The sequence below is a fragment of the Polaromonas sp. OV174 genome, from assembly GCF_900112285.1.
Lineage (GTDB): Bacteria > Pseudomonadota > Gammaproteobacteria > Burkholderiales > Burkholderiaceae_C > Polaromonas.
The window spans coordinates 62468-77998 of the sequence record NZ_FOKZ01000014.1; the positions used below are offsets into that span (position 1 = coordinate 62468).

Sequence of the window (15531 nt, forward strand, 5' to 3'; positions counted from 1 at the left end):
GTGCATAAGCTGTCAGGCCAAACCCTGCGTATCGACGAACGGGCGCACCAACTCTGGTGGAGCGGCTTTTGCTATAGATTGAATAGCTGCTTGTGCAGAAGGCATAAGGGCTACAGGCGTATTTCATGCCTGTAAACGAAAAAACCGCCGGGATGGCGGTTTTTTCACGATGGCCATTGACCGGCTGATTTAGATCACCTTGGCAATCGAAGCGCAGACGTAGTCGATGTTCTTGCTGTTGAGCGCGGCCACGCACATGCGGCCGGTGTCGGTGCCATAGACGCCAAATTCATTGCGCAGGCGCACCATCTGGTCTTTGGAGAGGCCGGAGTAGCTGAACATGCCGATCTGGGTGGTGATGAAGCTCATGTCTTCCTTGACGCCGGCCGCCTTCAGTCCGTCCACCAGCTTTTGGCGCATGGCCTTGATGCGCACGCGCATGCCGGCCAGTTCTTGCTCCCAGACCGCGCGAAGTTCTGGCGTATTGAGCACCATGGCGACCACGGCGCCGCCATGGGTGGGCGGGTTGCTGTAGTTGGTGCGGATCACGATCTTGAGCTGGCTCAGCACGCGGTCGGCTTCGTCCTTGCTGGCGCACAGCACGCTCAGGCCGCCGACGCGCTCGCCATACAGGCTGAAGCTCTTGGAGAAGGAGGTCGAGACAAAAAAGTTCAGGCCGGCGGCCACGAACTTGCCAATCACGGCGCCGTCTTCGGCGATGCCGTGGCCAAAGCCCTGATAGGCCATATCCAGGAAGGGCACCAGATTCTTCGCCTTGACGGCGGCGATGACTTCATCCCACTGGGCGGCGGTGATGTCGTAGCCGGTCGGGTTGTGGCAGCAGGCGTGCAGCACCACGATGGTGCCGGCGGCCGCAGCATTGAGCGCCGCCAGCATGCCGGCGAAGTTGATGCCGCGCGTTGCCGCGTCGTAATAAGGGTAGCTTTCCACGGCGAAACCGGCGTTGCTGAACAGCGCGCGGTGGTTTTCCCAGCTTGGGTCGCTGATCAGGACCTGGGCATTGGGGTTCAGGCGTTTGAGGAAATCGGCGCCAACCTTCAGGCCACCGGTGCCGCCTATGCACTGCACGGTTGCCACGCGACCGGATTTGACGGGCTCGCTATCGGCGCCAAACACCAGGCCCTTGACGGCGGCGTCGTAGGCTGCAATGCCGTCAATCGGCAGGTAGCCGCGTGGCTTGGGCGTTTCCATCATCTGTTTTTCCGCAGTCTGCACGCAGTCCAGCAGCGGCAGCTTGCCGTTGTCGTCGTAGTACACGCCCACGCCGAGGTTGACTTTGGCGGGGTTGGTATCGGCGTTGAACTGCTCATTGAGACCCAGAATCGGGTCACGCGGGGCCATTTCGACAGCGGTAAACAAAGACATGGAAATATCCTCAGAAAGTAAAGTAAAGGCTCGAACAAGGCGGCTGGCCCGGCTTTTTGGCCGGACCGGTAACTTCAGCGGGGGCAATGGGCTTGCAATTTCCATTTTCGCCCGGATGTCGTATTCTGTTTGGTTGCCCCGAATTTTAGCGGGGCTTGATCGGGGTTTTATGCCAGAAGCAATCGAAGACATCAGCGATAGCGCGGAATCAGGGGTTTCGGCCGGCGCGGGCCAGTTCGTCCGCTTTCCGGATTCGCCGTTTGAGCTTTTTCAGCCCTACCCGCCGGCAGGAGACCAGCCCAAGGCCATTGAGGCGCTGGTCGAGGGTGTGAACGACGGCGAAGTGTTTCAAACCCTGCTGGGCGTGACCGGTTCCGGCAAAACCTTCACCATGGCCAATGTGATCGCCCGACTGGGCCGGCCGGCCATTGTGTTTGCGCCCAACAAGACGCTGGCGGCGCAGCTCTACAGCGAGTTCCGCGAGTTTTTTCCCAAGAACGCGGTGGAGTATTTCGTCAGCTACTACGACTACTACCAGCCCGAAGCCTATGTGCCGCAGCGCGACCTGTTCATCGAAAAAGACTCGGCCATCAACGAGCACATCGAGCAGATGCGGCTTTCCGCCACCAAAAGTGTGCTGGAGCGGCGAGACACCATCATCGTCGGCACCGTCAGCGCGATTTACGGCATAGGCGCGCCCGAGGATTACACCCAGATGCGTTTCATCGCGCGTATTGGCGACAAGATGGGACAGCGCGATGTGATCGCGCGGCTGATTCGCATGCAATACCAGCGCAACGACCAGGATTTTTCGCGCGGCACCTTCAGGGTGCGGGGCGATGTGATTGACGTGTTCCCGGCCGAGCATTCCGAGCTGGCCATACGCATAGAGCTGTTTGACGATGAAATCGAGTCCCTGCAACTGTTTGACCCGCTGACCGGCCGCATCCGGCAGAAAATTCCGCGTTTTGTGGTCTATCCGAAAAGCCACTATGTGACGCCGCGCGACAAGGTCATGATGGCGGTGGAAACCATCAAGCTGGAGCTGTCCGAGCGGGTCGGCCAGTTTATTGCCGACGGCAAGCTGGTGGAGGCCCAGCGCATTGAGCAGCGCACCCGCTTCGACCTGGAAATGCTGAGCGAGATCGGCCACTGCAAGGGGATTGAAAACTACACCCGCCACCTGAGCGGCTCCGCTCCGGGTTCCGCGCCATCCACCTTGTGCGACTATTTGCCCAAGGATTCGCTGATGTTTCTGGACGAGAGCCACGTCATGATTGGCCAGCTCAACGCCATGTACAACGGCGACCGGGCGCGCAAGACCACGCTGGTCGAGTATGGTTTTCGCCTGCCCAGCGCGCTGGACAACCGGCCGCTCAAGTTTGAAGAGTTTGAGACCAAGATGCGTCAGGCGGTTTTTGTCTCTGCCACGCCCGCAGCCTACGAAAAAGAGCATTCCGGGCAGGTGGTGGAGCAGGTGGTCAGGCCCACCGGGCTGGTGGACCCGCAGGTGGAAGTCAGGCCGGCCACGCATCAGGTCGATGATGTGCTGCAGGAAATCCGGATACGGGTCGAGAAGAATGAGCGCGTGCTGATCACCACGCTGACCAAGCGCATGGCCGAGCAGCTGACAGACTATCTGGGCGAGAACGGCGTGAAGGTGCGCTATCTGCACAGCGACGTGGAAACGGTGGAACGCGTCGAGATTTTGCGTGACCTGCGCCTGGGGGCTTTTGACGTGCTGGTGGGCATCAATTTGCTGCGCGAAGGACTGGACATCCCCGAGGTCTCGCTGGTGGCGATTCTGGATGCCGATAAAGAAGGTTTTTTGAGGTCTGAGCGCAGTCTGATTCAGACCATTGGCCGCGCCGCCCGCAACCTGAACGGCCGGGCCATTTTGTATGCCGACCGCATCACCGACTCCATGCAAAAGGCCATGGGTGAAACCGAGCGCCGTCGCAACAAGCAGATCGCCTTCAATCTTGAGAACGGCATCACGCCGCGTAGCGTGGTCAAGCGCATCAAAGACCTGATCGATGGCGTCTATAGCGAGAAATCCGGCAAGGAAGCTGAAAAACTCGAGCTGCAAAAAGCGCTGGTCGAAGACATGAGCGAGAAAGACATCGCGCGCGAGATCAAGCGGCTGGAAAAACTCATGCTAGAGCATGCGAAAAACCTGGAATTCGAAAAGGCTGCCAGGGTGCGGGATCAGTTGCATGTGCTCAAGCAGCAAGCTTTTGGTGCGCCGGGAACGGATAACTTGCCGCCCGTCGCGCAGCCAAGCTGAACTTGCACTTGCACTTGCACTTGCACTTGCACTTGGTCTGGACGGCTGGACGGACGAGCTTTTAAAGCCCCTGTGCTGGCGCTGACTTGGCTTTTCACCTGTTCGGGTTAGCCCTTGGTTTTTGTCGTCCCGCCCAGTGAAAAATCGAGGCCGTGGTATACTTGACGAAAATAGTCAACAACAAAAGAACCTTGAAAAGCCCGCGATAGCCGGTTGACTGCCTTGGGCCGCTGGAGGATGAGTTCCCTGATGGCTACAAGCTATCAGGGTGAAAACGACAGTCAAGCAAACTTTAAAGGAGCTTGTTATGCGCCTCACGACCAAAGGCCGCTTTGCGGTCACTGCCATGATCGATTTGGGATTGCGCCAGAATAATGGCCCAGTCACCTTGGCCGCCATCAGCCAGCGTCAGCAGATTTCCCTGTCTTATCTTGAGCAATTGTTTGGCAAGCTGCGCCGCCATGAGCTGGTGGAGTCCACTCGCGGTCCGGGCGGTGGGTACACCTTGGGCCGTAAAGCCTCAGAGATTACCGTTGCCGATATCATTGTCTCGGTGGATGAGCCTATTGATGCCACTCAGTGTGGCGGCAAGGAAAACTGCCTGGGCGAAGGCGGCCGCTGCATGACCCACGATCTTTGGGCTTCGCTAAACAGCCGGATGGTGGAGTTTCTTGATTCCGTGACCTTGCAAAAACTGGTGGATGACCAGCTCGCCAAGGGTGTGGTGGTTGAAACCACGCCTCAGGTGAAGAAGGCGATTTTTGCCTCACCAGTCGTCAAACCCGTTCGCGTGAATGCGCCCAATTCCGTTTTCGCCCTGGGAAATGCCTTTTCGAAATCCTGATGGACTTGGGACCGGATTGCATAGACCTGATTGTTTTATTTAGCTGCCAGCCAGCCTGCGAAGTAAAGAGCTAGCCACATGGATACCCCACATTTCCCGATTTACATGGACTACAGCGCTACCAATCCCTGCGATCCGCGGGTGGTAGACGCCATGATTCCCTGGTTGCGCGAGCATTTCGGCAACCCTGCTTCCCGCAGCCATGCCTGGGGTTGGGAAGCCGAGGCCGCCGTCGAAAAAGCGCGTGAGCAGGTCGCCGCGCTGATTGGCGCCGATCCGCGCGAGATCGTCTGGACCAGCGGTGCGACCGAGTCCAACAATCTGGCGCTCAAGGGGGCGGCCCATTTTTATAAAACCAAGGGCAAGCACATCATCACGGTTAAGACCGAGCACAAGGCCGTGCTCGATACCTGCCGTGAGCTGGAGCGCCAGGGCTTTGAGGTGAGCTATCTGGATGTGCAGGCCGACGGTCTGCTTGATCTGGATGTGTTGAAAGCCGCAATCCGGCCCGACACTATTTTGGTCAGCGTGATGTTCGTCAATAACGAAATCGGCGTGATCCAGGATATTCCGGCGATCGGCGCCCTGTGCCGCGAAAAAGGCATTATTTTCCATGTGGATGCCGCACAGGCCACCGGCCGCGTCGACGTCGATCTGGCTACCTTGCCAGTTGACCTGATGAGCCTGACCTCGCACAAGACTTACGGCCCCAAAGGCATAGGCGCGCTGTACGTGCGCCGCAAGCCGCGTGTGCGCCTGGAAGCGCAAATGCACGGCGGCGGCCATGAGCGTGGCATGCGTTCTGGCACCTTGCCTACGCATCAAATCGTCGGCATGGGCGAGGCTTACCGCATTGCCAAAGCCGAGATGCATGAGGAAAACAAGCGTATCCAGGCCCTGCACGATCGCATGCTGAACGGCCTCAAGGACGTCGAGGAAGTGTTCCTCAATGGTCATGTCGACAAACGCGTGCCGCACAACCTGAACATGAGCTTCAATTATGTGGAAGGCGAGTCGTTGATCATGGGCATCAAAGGCTTGGCCGTCTCCAGCGGTTCGGCTTGCACTTCGGCCAGCCTGGAGCCCAGCTATGTGTTGCGAGCCCTGGGCCGCAGCGACGAGTTGGCGCACAGCAGCCTGCGCATGACCATAGGCCGCTGGAGCACCGAAGAAGAGATCGACTACGCAGTCGCCACCATCAAGGAAAACGTGGCCAAGCTGCGTGAGCTGTCTCCGCTGTGGGAGATGTTCAAGGATGGTGTGGACCTCTCCACCATCCAGTGGGCGGCGCACTAAATCAACAGGTTCGAGGGCGTTCTGTAGGAACGACCCGCCGGTTAATCAGAACTCAGGAGTTAATCATGGCATACAGCGAAAAAGTGGTAGACCACTACGAAAACCCACGTAACGTCGGCTCTTTTGAAAAGGGCGACGAAACGGTTGGCACCGGCATGGTCGGCGCGCCGGCTTGCGGCGATGTGATGAAGCTGCAGATCAAGGTGAATCCGACCACGGGCGTGATTGAAGATGCTCGCTTCAAAACCTACGGCTGTGGCTCGGCCATTGCCTCCAGCTCGCTCGTGACCGAGTGGGTCAAGGGCAAGACCCTGGACGAGGCAGCCAGCATCAAGAACAGCGCGATTGCCGAAGAACTGGCCTTGCCGCCCGTCAAGATTCACTGCTCCATCCTGGCGGAAGACGCCATCAAGGCCGCTGTGAACGACTACAAGCAAAAGCGCACCGAAGCTGCGCACTAATCGCCTAGTTTTATTTTCGAGTGATTTAAATGTCCGTTACTCTCACCGATGCCGCCGCCCGCCACGTGACCCGCTACATGACCAAGCGCGGCAAGGGCGTGGGTGTGCGTTTGGGGGTCAAGACCACGGGATGCTCGGGTCTGGCCTACAAACTCGAATATGCCGATGAAATCGCACCCGAAGATGTGGTGTTCGAAGACAACGGCGTCAAAGTTCTGGTCGACCCCAAAAGCATGGCCTACATTGATGGCACCCAGCTCGATTTTGTGCGTGAAGGTTTGAACGAGGGTTTCAAGTTTATCAACCCGAATGAGAGAGACCGCTGCGGTTGTGGCGAGAGCTTTCGCGTCTGACGGGCCAGTTAGGCTGCGTCTGTTCCACGCGCAATAGCGCGCCCCTTCTCTCAGAGCCGCCCTCACTGACCGTGCCGGCGGTTTTTTCTTGATATGAATCTGCAATCCACTGACTTTGAACTCTTCGGCATTCCCATGCAGTTTGCGCAAGACCGCGCCGTGCTGGATGCGCGCTGGAAAGAGTTGCAAAGGCAGGCTCATCCCGACAAGTTTGCCGCCCAAGGCGCGGCCGCCCAGCGCGTGGCCATGCAATGGTCGGTACGCATCAACGAGGCCTACCAGCGGCTCAAGAATCCGCTCAAGCGAGCCAGCTATTTGTGCGAGTTGCACGGGGCGCCCATCAGTGCCGAAAACAATACGGCCATGCCGGCCGCTTTTCTCATCCAGCAAATGCAATGGCGCGAAGCGCTGGATGACGCCAAGACCCTTCAGGATTTAGATGAAATAGCACTGCAGGCCAATGTTGATGAGCGCAAGCAGCTATCAAAAATAGAGCAATCGATTGACGTCAAAAAAGACTTCTCAGCTGCCGCTCAGCAGGTCAGAAGCCTTATGTTTATTGAGCGTTTTGCCAGTGAGGTGGATGCCCGCATCGACCAACTGGGACAATAACGCATTACAAAAGTACAGCAAAGAAACGCGCATGGCACTCCTGCAAATCTCCGAACCCGGCCAGACGCCCGACCCGCACCAGCGACGCATTGCCATCGGCATTGATCTGGGCACAACGCATTCCTTGGTAGCCAGCGTGCGCAACGGGGTGTCCGAATGCCTGCCTGACGCGCAGGGGCGCGTGATTTTGCCCAGTGTGGTGCGCTACCTGGACGCCGAGCGGCGCCAGATCGGCTTCGATGCCCTGGCGGCCCAAGTCGAAGACCCGGGCAACACCATCTCCTCCGTCAAGCGCCTGATGGGACGGGGCATTGACGATATCGGCAACCGTGCACAACTGCCTTATCAGCTTAATGACAAGCCAGGCATGGTGACGCTGCAAACCATTGCCGGCGAGAAAAGTCCGGTTGAAGTCAGTGCCGAAATCCTGGCTGCGCTGCGCCAGCGCGCCGAAGACAGCTTTGACGATGATGTTTACGGCGCCGTGATCACGGTGCCGGCGTACTTCGATGAGGCCCAGCGCCAGGCCACCAAGGATGCGGCGCAGTTGGCCAGATTGAATGTGCTGCGCCTCATCAACGAGCCGACGGCGGCAGCCATCGCCTACGGCCTGGACAATGGCAGCGAAGGCGTTTATGCCGTCTATGACCTGGGCGGCGGTACTTTTGATATTTCCATATTGCGCCTGTCGCAGGGGGTGTTTGAAGTGGTGTCCACCGGCGGGGATTCTGCCTTGGGCGGCGATGACTACGACCGCGCGCTGGTGGAGTGGGCGCTGGCCAAGGCCGGTCTGGCGGCAGACACCCTGACGCCGGCCGACAAGGCGGCCTTGCTGCGCACCGCGCGCGCCAGCAAGGAGGCGCTGTCGGCATCCGCCGCCGTGCCGTTCTCGGTCCAGCTCGCCAAGGCACTGATCAATTTTGAGCTCAAGGCCGAAGACTTCGAAACGGCTACCGCACACCTCAGCCAGCGTACGCTTACTGCCGTGCGCAAGGCGCTACGTGACGCCCAGCTCAGCAAGGAAGATATCAAGGGCGTGGTCATGGTGGGCGGCTCGACCCGCATGCCGCAGGTGCGTAAGGCCGTGGCCAGCTTCTTCGGCCGCGAACCGCTGATCAACCTCAATCCAGATGAAGTGGTGGCCCTGGGGGCCGCCATATCCGCCAATCAGCTGGCGGGCAATCACAGTGGCGACGATTTGCTACTGCTGGACGTGATTCCGCTTTCCCTGGGCATTGAAACCATGGGCGGACTAGTTGAGCGCATCGTGCCGCGCAATCAGACCATTCCGACGGCCATGGCGCAGGACTTCACCACCTACCAGGATGGCCAGACGGCGCTGGCCCTGCATGTGGTGCAGGGCGAACGTGACCTGGTCGCCGATTGCCGCAGCCTGGCTCGCTTCGAGTTGCGCGGCATTCCGCCCATGGTGGCGGGCGCAGCGCGCATCCGCGTCACCTTTACGGTGGATGCGGATGGCCTTCTCAGCGTTAACGCGAAAGAGCAGGTCAGCGGCGTTGAAGCAAAAATTGACGTCAAGCCCTCCTATGGTTTGTCGGATGACGAAATCGCCCGCATGCTGCAAGACAGTTTTTCCACGGCGCAGCAAGACATGCAAGCGCGTGCGCTGGCCGAGGCGCAGGTGGATGCCGATCGCATGATTTTGGCGACGCAAAGCGCCTTGGCGGCCGATGCGGATTTGCTCAGCGTCGACGAGCGGAGCCAAATCGATGGCCTGATGGCCGGCGTCAGCCAAGCGCGTGCTCATGGTGACGCCGCTACGATAGAAGCCGCCACCCAGGCCCTGGCCAAAGGCACGGAGGCTTTCGCCGCGCAGCGTATGAATCGTGGCATCCAGAAAGCATTGGCTGGCAAAAATATCGAGATGGTCTGAAACTCCGCTCAGTCAGCCCTCAAGTCCCCGCAACATCAGATCGACACCATGCCCATCATCAAAATACTGCCTCACCCAGAATACTGCCCGCAAGGCGCTGAAATCACGGCACCCGCAGGCACATCCATCTGCGAGGCCATGCTGGACCACAAAATCAATATTGAGCATGCTTGCGACATGAGCTGCGCCTGCACCACTTGCCATGTGATCGTGCGTGAAGGTTTCAACTCGCTCAATGAGCTCGATGAAAGTGAAGAGGACCTGCTGGATCGCGCCTGGGGGTTGGAGCCCAACTCTCGGTTGAGCTGCCAGGCCTTTCTGGCGCAGAGCGATGTAACGGTGGAGATTCCCAAATACTCCATCAACCACGCCAAGGAAACTCACTGAAGGCGCATGCTCCCTGATCGCTTGTAGGCGGCGGGGAGTTGTTTGTTGAGGCGGTTGTTTTCCTCTTGTTTTTCTTGGCCCTGCCGGCAGGCTGGGCCGCAAAGTGATAATCCGGGTCATGCGCCAAATTGTTCTAGACACTGAAACCACGGGTCTTTCCGCTGCAAACGGCGACCGCATTATTGAAATCGGCTGCGTCGAGTTGGTGGCCCGCAAGCTGACGGGCAACAACAAGCATTTCTATCTGAACCCCGAACGCGACAGTCATGAGGATGCGCTCAAGGTTCACGGCATCAGCAACGAGTTTTTAAAAGACAAGCCCAAGTTTTCGGCTGTGGCGAAGGAGCTGCTGGACTACCTGCAGGACGCCGAGATCATCATCCATAACGCGCCTTTTGACGTGGGTTTTCTGAATAAGGAACTCGAACTATTGGGCAGGGCGCCGATTGAGCAGTGCGTGGCCAAGGTCACAGACACTTTGATGATGGCCAAGGAGATGTTCCCGGGCAAGCGCAACTCGCTGGATGCTTTGTGCGGCCGGCTGGAAGTTGATAACTCGGGTCGTACCCTGCATGGAGCATTGCTGGATGCCGAGTTGCTGGCCGATGTGTACATCAACCTCACGCGTGGGCAAAACAGCCTGATGATGGATGTGGACGTTCCCGGCAAAGACAGTGCTGAGGACAATGTCCCCTTGCTAGACTTGAGCGTGTTTGATCTGCCGGTGCTGGTGGCCAATGAGCTGGAAACCGGCGAGCATGAGAAAGTATTGACTGGTCTTGATAAGGCCAGCAAAGGAAAAACGGTCTGGCGCATAGAAAATAGCGGAGCCGAGAAAATTCACTGAATATCGGCATATAATAGAAAGCTGACCGATAGGGCGGTTAGCTCAGGGGTAGAGCACTGCATTCACACTGCAGGGGTCGCAAGTTCGAAACTTGCACCGCCCACCAAAAAACAAAATGAAATCAAGGACTTAGCAGGAATGCCAAGTCCTTTTTTGTGCCTTCGCTCTTCTGATACGCAACTTTTACGCAACTTCGCTTTTTTCTGTCTTCAGCTTCTGCTGTAGATTTTTTTGAAAATACGTGTTTTTTCCGCTCAGGTGACTGACCGGCCTGGGCCTTAACCTCGCTGCCTAGGTCGAAGCCTTCTCCCGCTACGCCGGCACGTTGGCATCGCCGGACGCCAAGCAATAGCCTCAAGCCATCAGGAATAGCTTCTACTCCTGCCGTTGGCGCCTTATGGCAGTGGTGACGTGCTCAACCAGGCTTGTTGGCATTTTTCCGGCTTTCTTCGGATTTAAAATGCCAGCCGGTCAGAACTCCTCGGATGGTGTCCCAGTTTGGTACCTTCCTCGTTCGACCCTCTCTGCGCTCAATCAAGCTGATGCGTTTTGCGATTTCCTTGGCAATCGCGCCGTTCGATGTTTTCCCCTTGTTGCGATGCAGAGTTTCCCCAATGTTCTGCGCCAACACCAAAATATCGTATGGTTCCTTCTGCCACCAAGGCAAATTTTCTTTAGCTGTTGTCAGTTCGCCAGATAGGCTGTTGTCTTCTATTTGGACATCAATGCCGGGGTATGTCTTCTTGACATAAGCACGGAAGTCGTCAATCTTGACGTACGCATCGGCAATGTCGTCTTGGGGGGAGTACTGCATTCCGGTCAGCCTTGATATAGCCGCGAGCCCACCCGCCTTGCCACGCAGAGCCGATTGCAGAGCGGCGGAGTGCTCCTTTACCTGTTTGTAAAGCTGAGCATTTCGGAAGAGCTCGCCCTCGTCATCTGTCAGTTTGGGGTACGTCTTACCTGCCAAATAGTGCAATTGCCCGCCAATATTCTCAACCGTAGCTTCACTTAGAAGAGCACCTTTCGCCTGCAAGCTGACATACAGTGCCTGCGCGATAAGTGCTGGAATATCGCTTACCGCGACCAATTGAGTGCCAGCAGGAAAAACAATCTCATTATTTTTTTGCATATCAACACGCTTTCAATGCCCGCTTTGATTTACCTGCCTCAGCAGGCCGGTGAGGGGGCCCCGCTTTTCAGTGGTTAATTTGGCTGGAGGGGAAACTCTCTCAATCGTACAACCCATGCTCAAGTTTCCCGTCTTGCGTGAACTAAGGTCGTCAGCAACTGCAGCAACTGCAGCAACTGCAGCAACTGCAGCAACTGCAGCAACTGCAGCAACTGCAGCAACTGCAGCAAGGTCAGCAGCAGTGTGGGCGAGTTAATTTGCTTCCAAATTTGCCGTCACCCTGAGCTTATGGTGCTTTTGTAACTGGCGCTTTCGAAAATGGGCTTTTCACCGTCGGCGCCATGTCCGTATTGGCTGCCTCTTTTTTATCGAAACCTGCCTTTTCTTGGCGGCGACTCTGGAAACCCTGAAATTTGTCCTATGCTAGTGAAGTAATAGCGTTTTACATACATGGAAATCGAATGATGACGTTGAAGACGGAGGCGGTCAGTGTCAGGGTCCGGCGTGTCGTTTGACCAGAAGGACGGCGTCAACATCATGAAGGGCTATATGGAGTCCGGAGAGTTCTCGCGCGGCAAGGAAAGCATCCGCGCCGATGGCTCCATCGTCCTGGTCGGCAACTTCGAGGTGGATGTGGAGCACCAGCAGCGGGTAGGCCATCTGTTTGGCCCTTTGCCGCCAGAAATGCGCGACGACACCGCTTTTATGGACCGGATTCACTGCTTTCTGCCAGGCTGGGACGTGCCCAAACTCAACCCTGGCATGTTCACCAACCATTTCGGCCTGGTGAGCGACTTTCTGTCGGAGTGCTTTACCCAGCTGCGCGGCCAAAGCCGGGTAGCCACCTTACAGGGGCGGGTGTTTTGGGGCGGGGCGTTGTCGGGCCGGGACCTGAACGGCGTGAACAAGACCGTCAGCGGCTTACTCAAGCTGATTTACCCCGACGAAGGTGCGCAGGTCAGTGATGAGGACCTGGAATGGGCGGTGCGCCTGGCGCTGGAAGTGCGGCGCCGCGTCAAGGAGCAGCAAAAACGCATCCGCGCGGCCGAGTTTCGCAATACCCACTTCAGCTACACCATAGGCACCGAGGGCGTCGAAAAGTTTGTCTCCACCCCTGAGCTGCAGAGTCAGAGCGGCATTGGCGACGAGCCGCTGGAATCTGGCCAGATTTGGACGCTCAGCCCCGGCGGCCAGGAAGAGCACCCGGGGTTGTTCCGCCTGGAAGTGACCGAAGGGCCAGGCAGTGGCGTTCGCGTGCTCAACAACCCGGTGCCAGCGGCGTTCCGGGAGTCGATTCGATGTGCCGAGCAAAATTTGTATGCACGCGCTGCCCAGCTGGTCGGGGACCGTGACCCTCGCGCCCACGAGTTTTCGGTCCAGATACGCGGCTTTGATGCCGCCAAGTCTGGCGCCAAGACCGGCGTTGCATCCCTGATTGCACTGGCCAGCGCGCTGCTGCGCAAGTCGGTTCGCGGCGGCCTGGTGGTGGTCGGGGAGGTCACCTTGGGCGGTACCATCGAACCGGTTCACAACGCCGTGACGCTGGCCGAATTGGCGGTAGAGAAGGGTGCCAAGGCACTGCTGCTGCCCGTGGCCTGCCGCAAGCAGCTATTTGACCTGTCGGACGACATGGCGACAAAGCTGGACGTCGAGTTTTACCAGGATGCGCGCGATGCGCTGCTGAAGGCGTTGGCGGACTGAATGCCCCGAGCGCCGAGAGACCTTATTCATTCGAGAGCTGCAATGACCGATATCTATGCGACTGGAAATGTATGAACTATGAAAAAACCCAGCCTCAAGCGCTGCTGGAACCCGAAGTAGTTCTGAACCTGTGGGCTTACGCTGGTGAGGATGGTTATGTGATGCGTTTGTCGGCGAAGGCCTATGTCATGCAAGGCGACGACAAGCACAAGTTATCACTATTGCACGACTTGTCTTCCACTGACTTCCTTTCTGCTGCATGGCAAAAAGTTCCAGAAAATTTCAAGATGAACGGACCAGATGGCGAAGAAATGAAAGGGGTTGCTCATGCTTCAATGCTCTCGAACGAAGCTGTCCATGGGCATCTATTCGGTTCGCTGATGGAAGAGATGGCTGAAAATTTGCCTATGCAAGTCCGAAGCCTGGATGGCGAATACATTCAATTTAAGCTCGACCTGCCACAAAATCCTCTCGCTGTAACCACGCTGGTAATCGAATATGAAGACGGCCGATTAGTGCCAATGGTGTCTAACCAGGAAAAATAGGGGGTGTCGCAAGAAAAGGAGTCAGGCTTTCTCTGGCTTTTTTCCTTGTCGGTCATTGTGCGTTTTTTCCTCTTGTTGAATCAGGGCAAGCTCGCGCATTACGCCGCGTAGGCGATTGCCAAATGTATGAGCGGCATGCGGCCCCACCACAAAAAGGTAGCTATGCATAATTTCAGCCTTGATGCTCCAGCTGGTGTGCACTTCAGCTTTAGGGATTTCATTGAATGCGGTAAGACTTGGGAGCGTTCTGCCAGGGAAGATTCGACTTTTGATAACAGGCCAGTGCAAAACGAATCATGGCTCGCCATAGCCCAACTGGGAGCGGTCGTTCTTGATGCCGTTTGGACTCAATTCGGGGAGCTTTCGTTAACCTACGGGTTCACCTCAGGGCATCTTTCCCAACTTATCGCCAAAAGTTCGAATCCTCAAATCGCGCCCAGCAATGACCAACATGCGGCCTGCGAACTAAATACAAAGGGCAACCCTATTTGCCGTTACTTGGGTGCTGCATGTGACTTCCGTGTGCAGGGAAAAGAGCACGGAATGCATGACGTTGCACGTTGGATTGCCGACCATGTGCCGTTTGATAGCTTGTACTATTACGGCGATGACCGTCCGGTCCATGTAAGCTGGGGTCCATTACAGAGGCGAAGCGTCGTGTTGATGAAGACACACAATCTCACCGGCAAAAGAAGTCCTGCTTTTCATGCTCGCGGTGACAAGGGCGTTGCCATTTTGAATGCTGCGGCTTACTGACAAAAGTTTTGGGTCTGTCGCTCGGAACTGGCCTGCCTCTCATCCCGCGTCCTCAACATTGCTCGAATGGCGGCTTAGGGCACGTTTGAGTCCGTGGCGAATGTCAGGTTTTCGGCGATGCCATCATTCAATTTCTAGCCTCCTGATATCTGGGCTATTGCCGCTTACTTCTTCCTCTTCGAGCGGCAGGTCAACGTGGTGCATCGGGCGGCCCCTGGCGCCCGAATCTGCTTCAACACCAAGCCGAGCGACACCGCTGAAGCCGTCCAGCGTTGGGCATAGCTCTACGTTTCGCGTGCTTTTGAACCACTGCGCGCTTAACCGCCAAGGTCCAATGATGACTGAATATCGCTTTGAGCACTCTCGACCGGGCCTGTCGTGAACTCTGTTTCATCAAAGAGCTGAATCAGCGTGCGTGCATCCTCATCCGATTTCGCGTCCAGCCAAGCGTCATACCGGCTCGGCGGCAACACCACAATTGAGCGCTTTTCTTTGCCCGGCTTGTGAAAACGCCTCATGAGGGGGTGTTCATCCGCATTGAGTGTTGGCAAGGTGAACGACCAGTAAATCTCCCCTTCAGCCGAGGTCCAACGGTCGTACAGGCCGGCGACCGCCATCACCCCACCATCTTGGCGCCCGATTTGCCACCACTGAGACTTTCCTGATTCGTAGTTGGGCTCGACGAAGGCCTGCATGGGTACCAAGCAAAACTGCCGGCGGCGCCAGGGAAGGCGGAAGCTGTCCAAGGTCGCAATCGTTTCCGACCGGGCGTTAAAAGTGTCGTATTTCAGCTTGGTCGATTCGGCAAAAAACGGAACCAACCCGAAGTGCGCCTTTTCTAGCATCAGCCCTGTTGAGTCCTCGGCCGCGCGGCGCAGCATAGGGGCCACGTAGCCCTTGTAAACATGCTCAGGGTACTCAAAGTCCGGGGCGGGGACGCCAAATCGCGCGGCAATTGATGACGGCTTGGGTGCTGTGTACTGGTTGCACATGGCGTTGATTTTCGCCACTGGGAGCGACGCGCGCAATC

15 protein-coding genes and 1 tRNA gene are annotated in these 15531 nt (G+C 57.2%); 13 read left to right on the forward strand and 3 right to left on the reverse strand.

The window, feature by feature from the left end:
• Positions 1-189: 189 nt before the first annotated feature.
• A complete protein-coding gene (locus tag BM160_RS13640; RefSeq protein ID WP_092006386.1) occupies positions 190-1386 on the reverse strand; it encodes an amino acid aminotransferase in 1197 nt (398 codons plus the stop codon).
• 169 nt (positions 1387-1555) lie between these two features.
• Between BM160_RS13640 and uvrB the strand changes: the two genes are divergently transcribed.
• The 10 genes from uvrB (at position 1556) to BM160_RS13690 (ending at position 10473) form a co-directional block, all read left to right on the forward strand.
• Positions 1556-3673, forward strand: coding sequence for an excinuclease ABC subunit UvrB (gene uvrB, locus BM160_RS13645; protein WP_092006389.1), 2118 nt, complete (start codon positions 1556-1558; stop codon positions 3671-3673).
• 307 nt (positions 3674-3980) lie between these two features.
• A complete protein-coding gene (gene iscR, locus BM160_RS13650) occupies positions 3981-4517 on the forward strand; it encodes a Fe-S cluster assembly transcriptional regulator IscR (protein WP_092006392.1) in 537 nt (178 codons plus the stop codon).
• A 78-nt stretch (positions 4518-4595) separates the two neighbouring features.
• Positions 4596-5813 carry an IscS subfamily cysteine desulfurase gene (locus BM160_RS13655; protein WP_092006395.1) on the forward strand — a complete coding sequence of 406 codons (1218 nt, stop codon included), beginning with the start codon at positions 4596-4598 and terminating at the stop codon, positions 5811-5813.
• A 65-nt stretch (positions 5814-5878) separates the two neighbouring features.
• Positions 5879-6274: a Fe-S cluster assembly scaffold IscU gene (iscU, locus tag BM160_RS13660; RefSeq protein WP_092006398.1), complete on the forward strand. Its 396-nt coding sequence runs from the start codon at positions 5879-5881 to the stop codon at positions 6272-6274.
• A 29-nt stretch (positions 6275-6303) separates the two neighbouring features.
• Positions 6304-6627, forward strand: coding sequence for an iron-sulfur cluster assembly protein IscA (gene iscA, locus BM160_RS13665; RefSeq protein ID WP_011801674.1), 324 nt, complete (start codon positions 6304-6306; stop codon positions 6625-6627).
• A 93-nt stretch (positions 6628-6720) separates the two neighbouring features.
• Positions 6721-7239, forward strand: coding sequence for a Fe-S protein assembly co-chaperone HscB (gene hscB, locus BM160_RS13670; protein ID WP_092006400.1), 519 nt, complete (start codon positions 6721-6723; stop codon positions 7237-7239).
• A 31-nt stretch (positions 7240-7270) separates the two neighbouring features.
• The gene (gene hscA / locus BM160_RS13675) at positions 7271-9133 is read left to right on the forward strand and encodes a Fe-S protein assembly chaperone HscA (RefSeq protein WP_092006406.1); all 1863 of its coding nucleotides are present in this window, start codon (positions 7271-7273) and stop codon (positions 9131-9133) included.
• Positions 9134-9181: 48 nt separating this feature from the next.
• The gene (gene fdx, locus BM160_RS13680) at positions 9182-9520 is read left to right on the forward strand and encodes an ISC system 2Fe-2S type ferredoxin (protein ID WP_092006409.1); all 339 of its coding nucleotides are present in this window, start codon (positions 9182-9184) and stop codon (positions 9518-9520) included.
• A 118-nt stretch (positions 9521-9638) separates the two neighbouring features.
• Positions 9639-10367, forward strand: coding sequence for a DNA polymerase III subunit epsilon (gene dnaQ, locus BM160_RS13685; protein WP_092006412.1), 729 nt, complete (start codon positions 9639-9641; stop codon positions 10365-10367).
• Positions 10368-10398: 31 nt separating this feature from the next.
• Positions 10399-10473: transfer RNA gene (locus tag BM160_RS13690), tRNA-Val, on the forward strand.
• Between the two features lie 309 nt (positions 10474-10782).
• On the opposite strand, the gene BM160_RS13695 is transcribed toward BM160_RS13690, so the two are convergent.
• Entirely contained in the window at positions 10783-11499 is a 717-nt protein-coding gene (locus tag BM160_RS13695) for a hypothetical protein (RefSeq protein WP_092006416.1), read from the reverse strand.
• Between the two features lie 489 nt (positions 11500-11988).
• On the opposite strand from BM160_RS13695, the gene BM160_RS13700 reads away from it, so the two are divergent.
• From BM160_RS13700 to BM160_RS22295, 3 genes are all read left to right on the forward strand, one after another.
• Positions 11989-13200, forward strand: coding sequence for a BREX system Lon protease-like protein BrxL (locus BM160_RS13700; protein WP_255368888.1), 1212 nt, complete (start codon positions 11989-11991; stop codon positions 13198-13200).
• Positions 13201-13271: 71 nt separating this feature from the next.
• Positions 13272-13745, forward strand: coding sequence for a hypothetical protein (locus BM160_RS13705; RefSeq protein ID WP_092006419.1), 474 nt, complete (start codon positions 13272-13274; stop codon positions 13743-13745).
• Between the two features lie 162 nt (positions 13746-13907).
• Entirely contained in the window at positions 13908-14501 is a 594-nt protein-coding gene (locus tag BM160_RS22295; RefSeq protein ID WP_143093258.1) for a hypothetical protein, read from the forward strand.
• A 317-nt stretch (positions 14502-14818) separates the two neighbouring features.
• Here the strand turns inward: BM160_RS22295 and BM160_RS13710 are convergent, their stop codons facing one another.
• Positions 14819-15493 (reverse strand): SOS response-associated peptidase, encoded by a 675-nt coding sequence (locus BM160_RS13710; protein ID WP_092006422.1) that lies wholly within the window; start codon positions 15491-15493, stop codon positions 14819-14821.
• Positions 15494-15531: the final 38 nt, after the last annotated feature.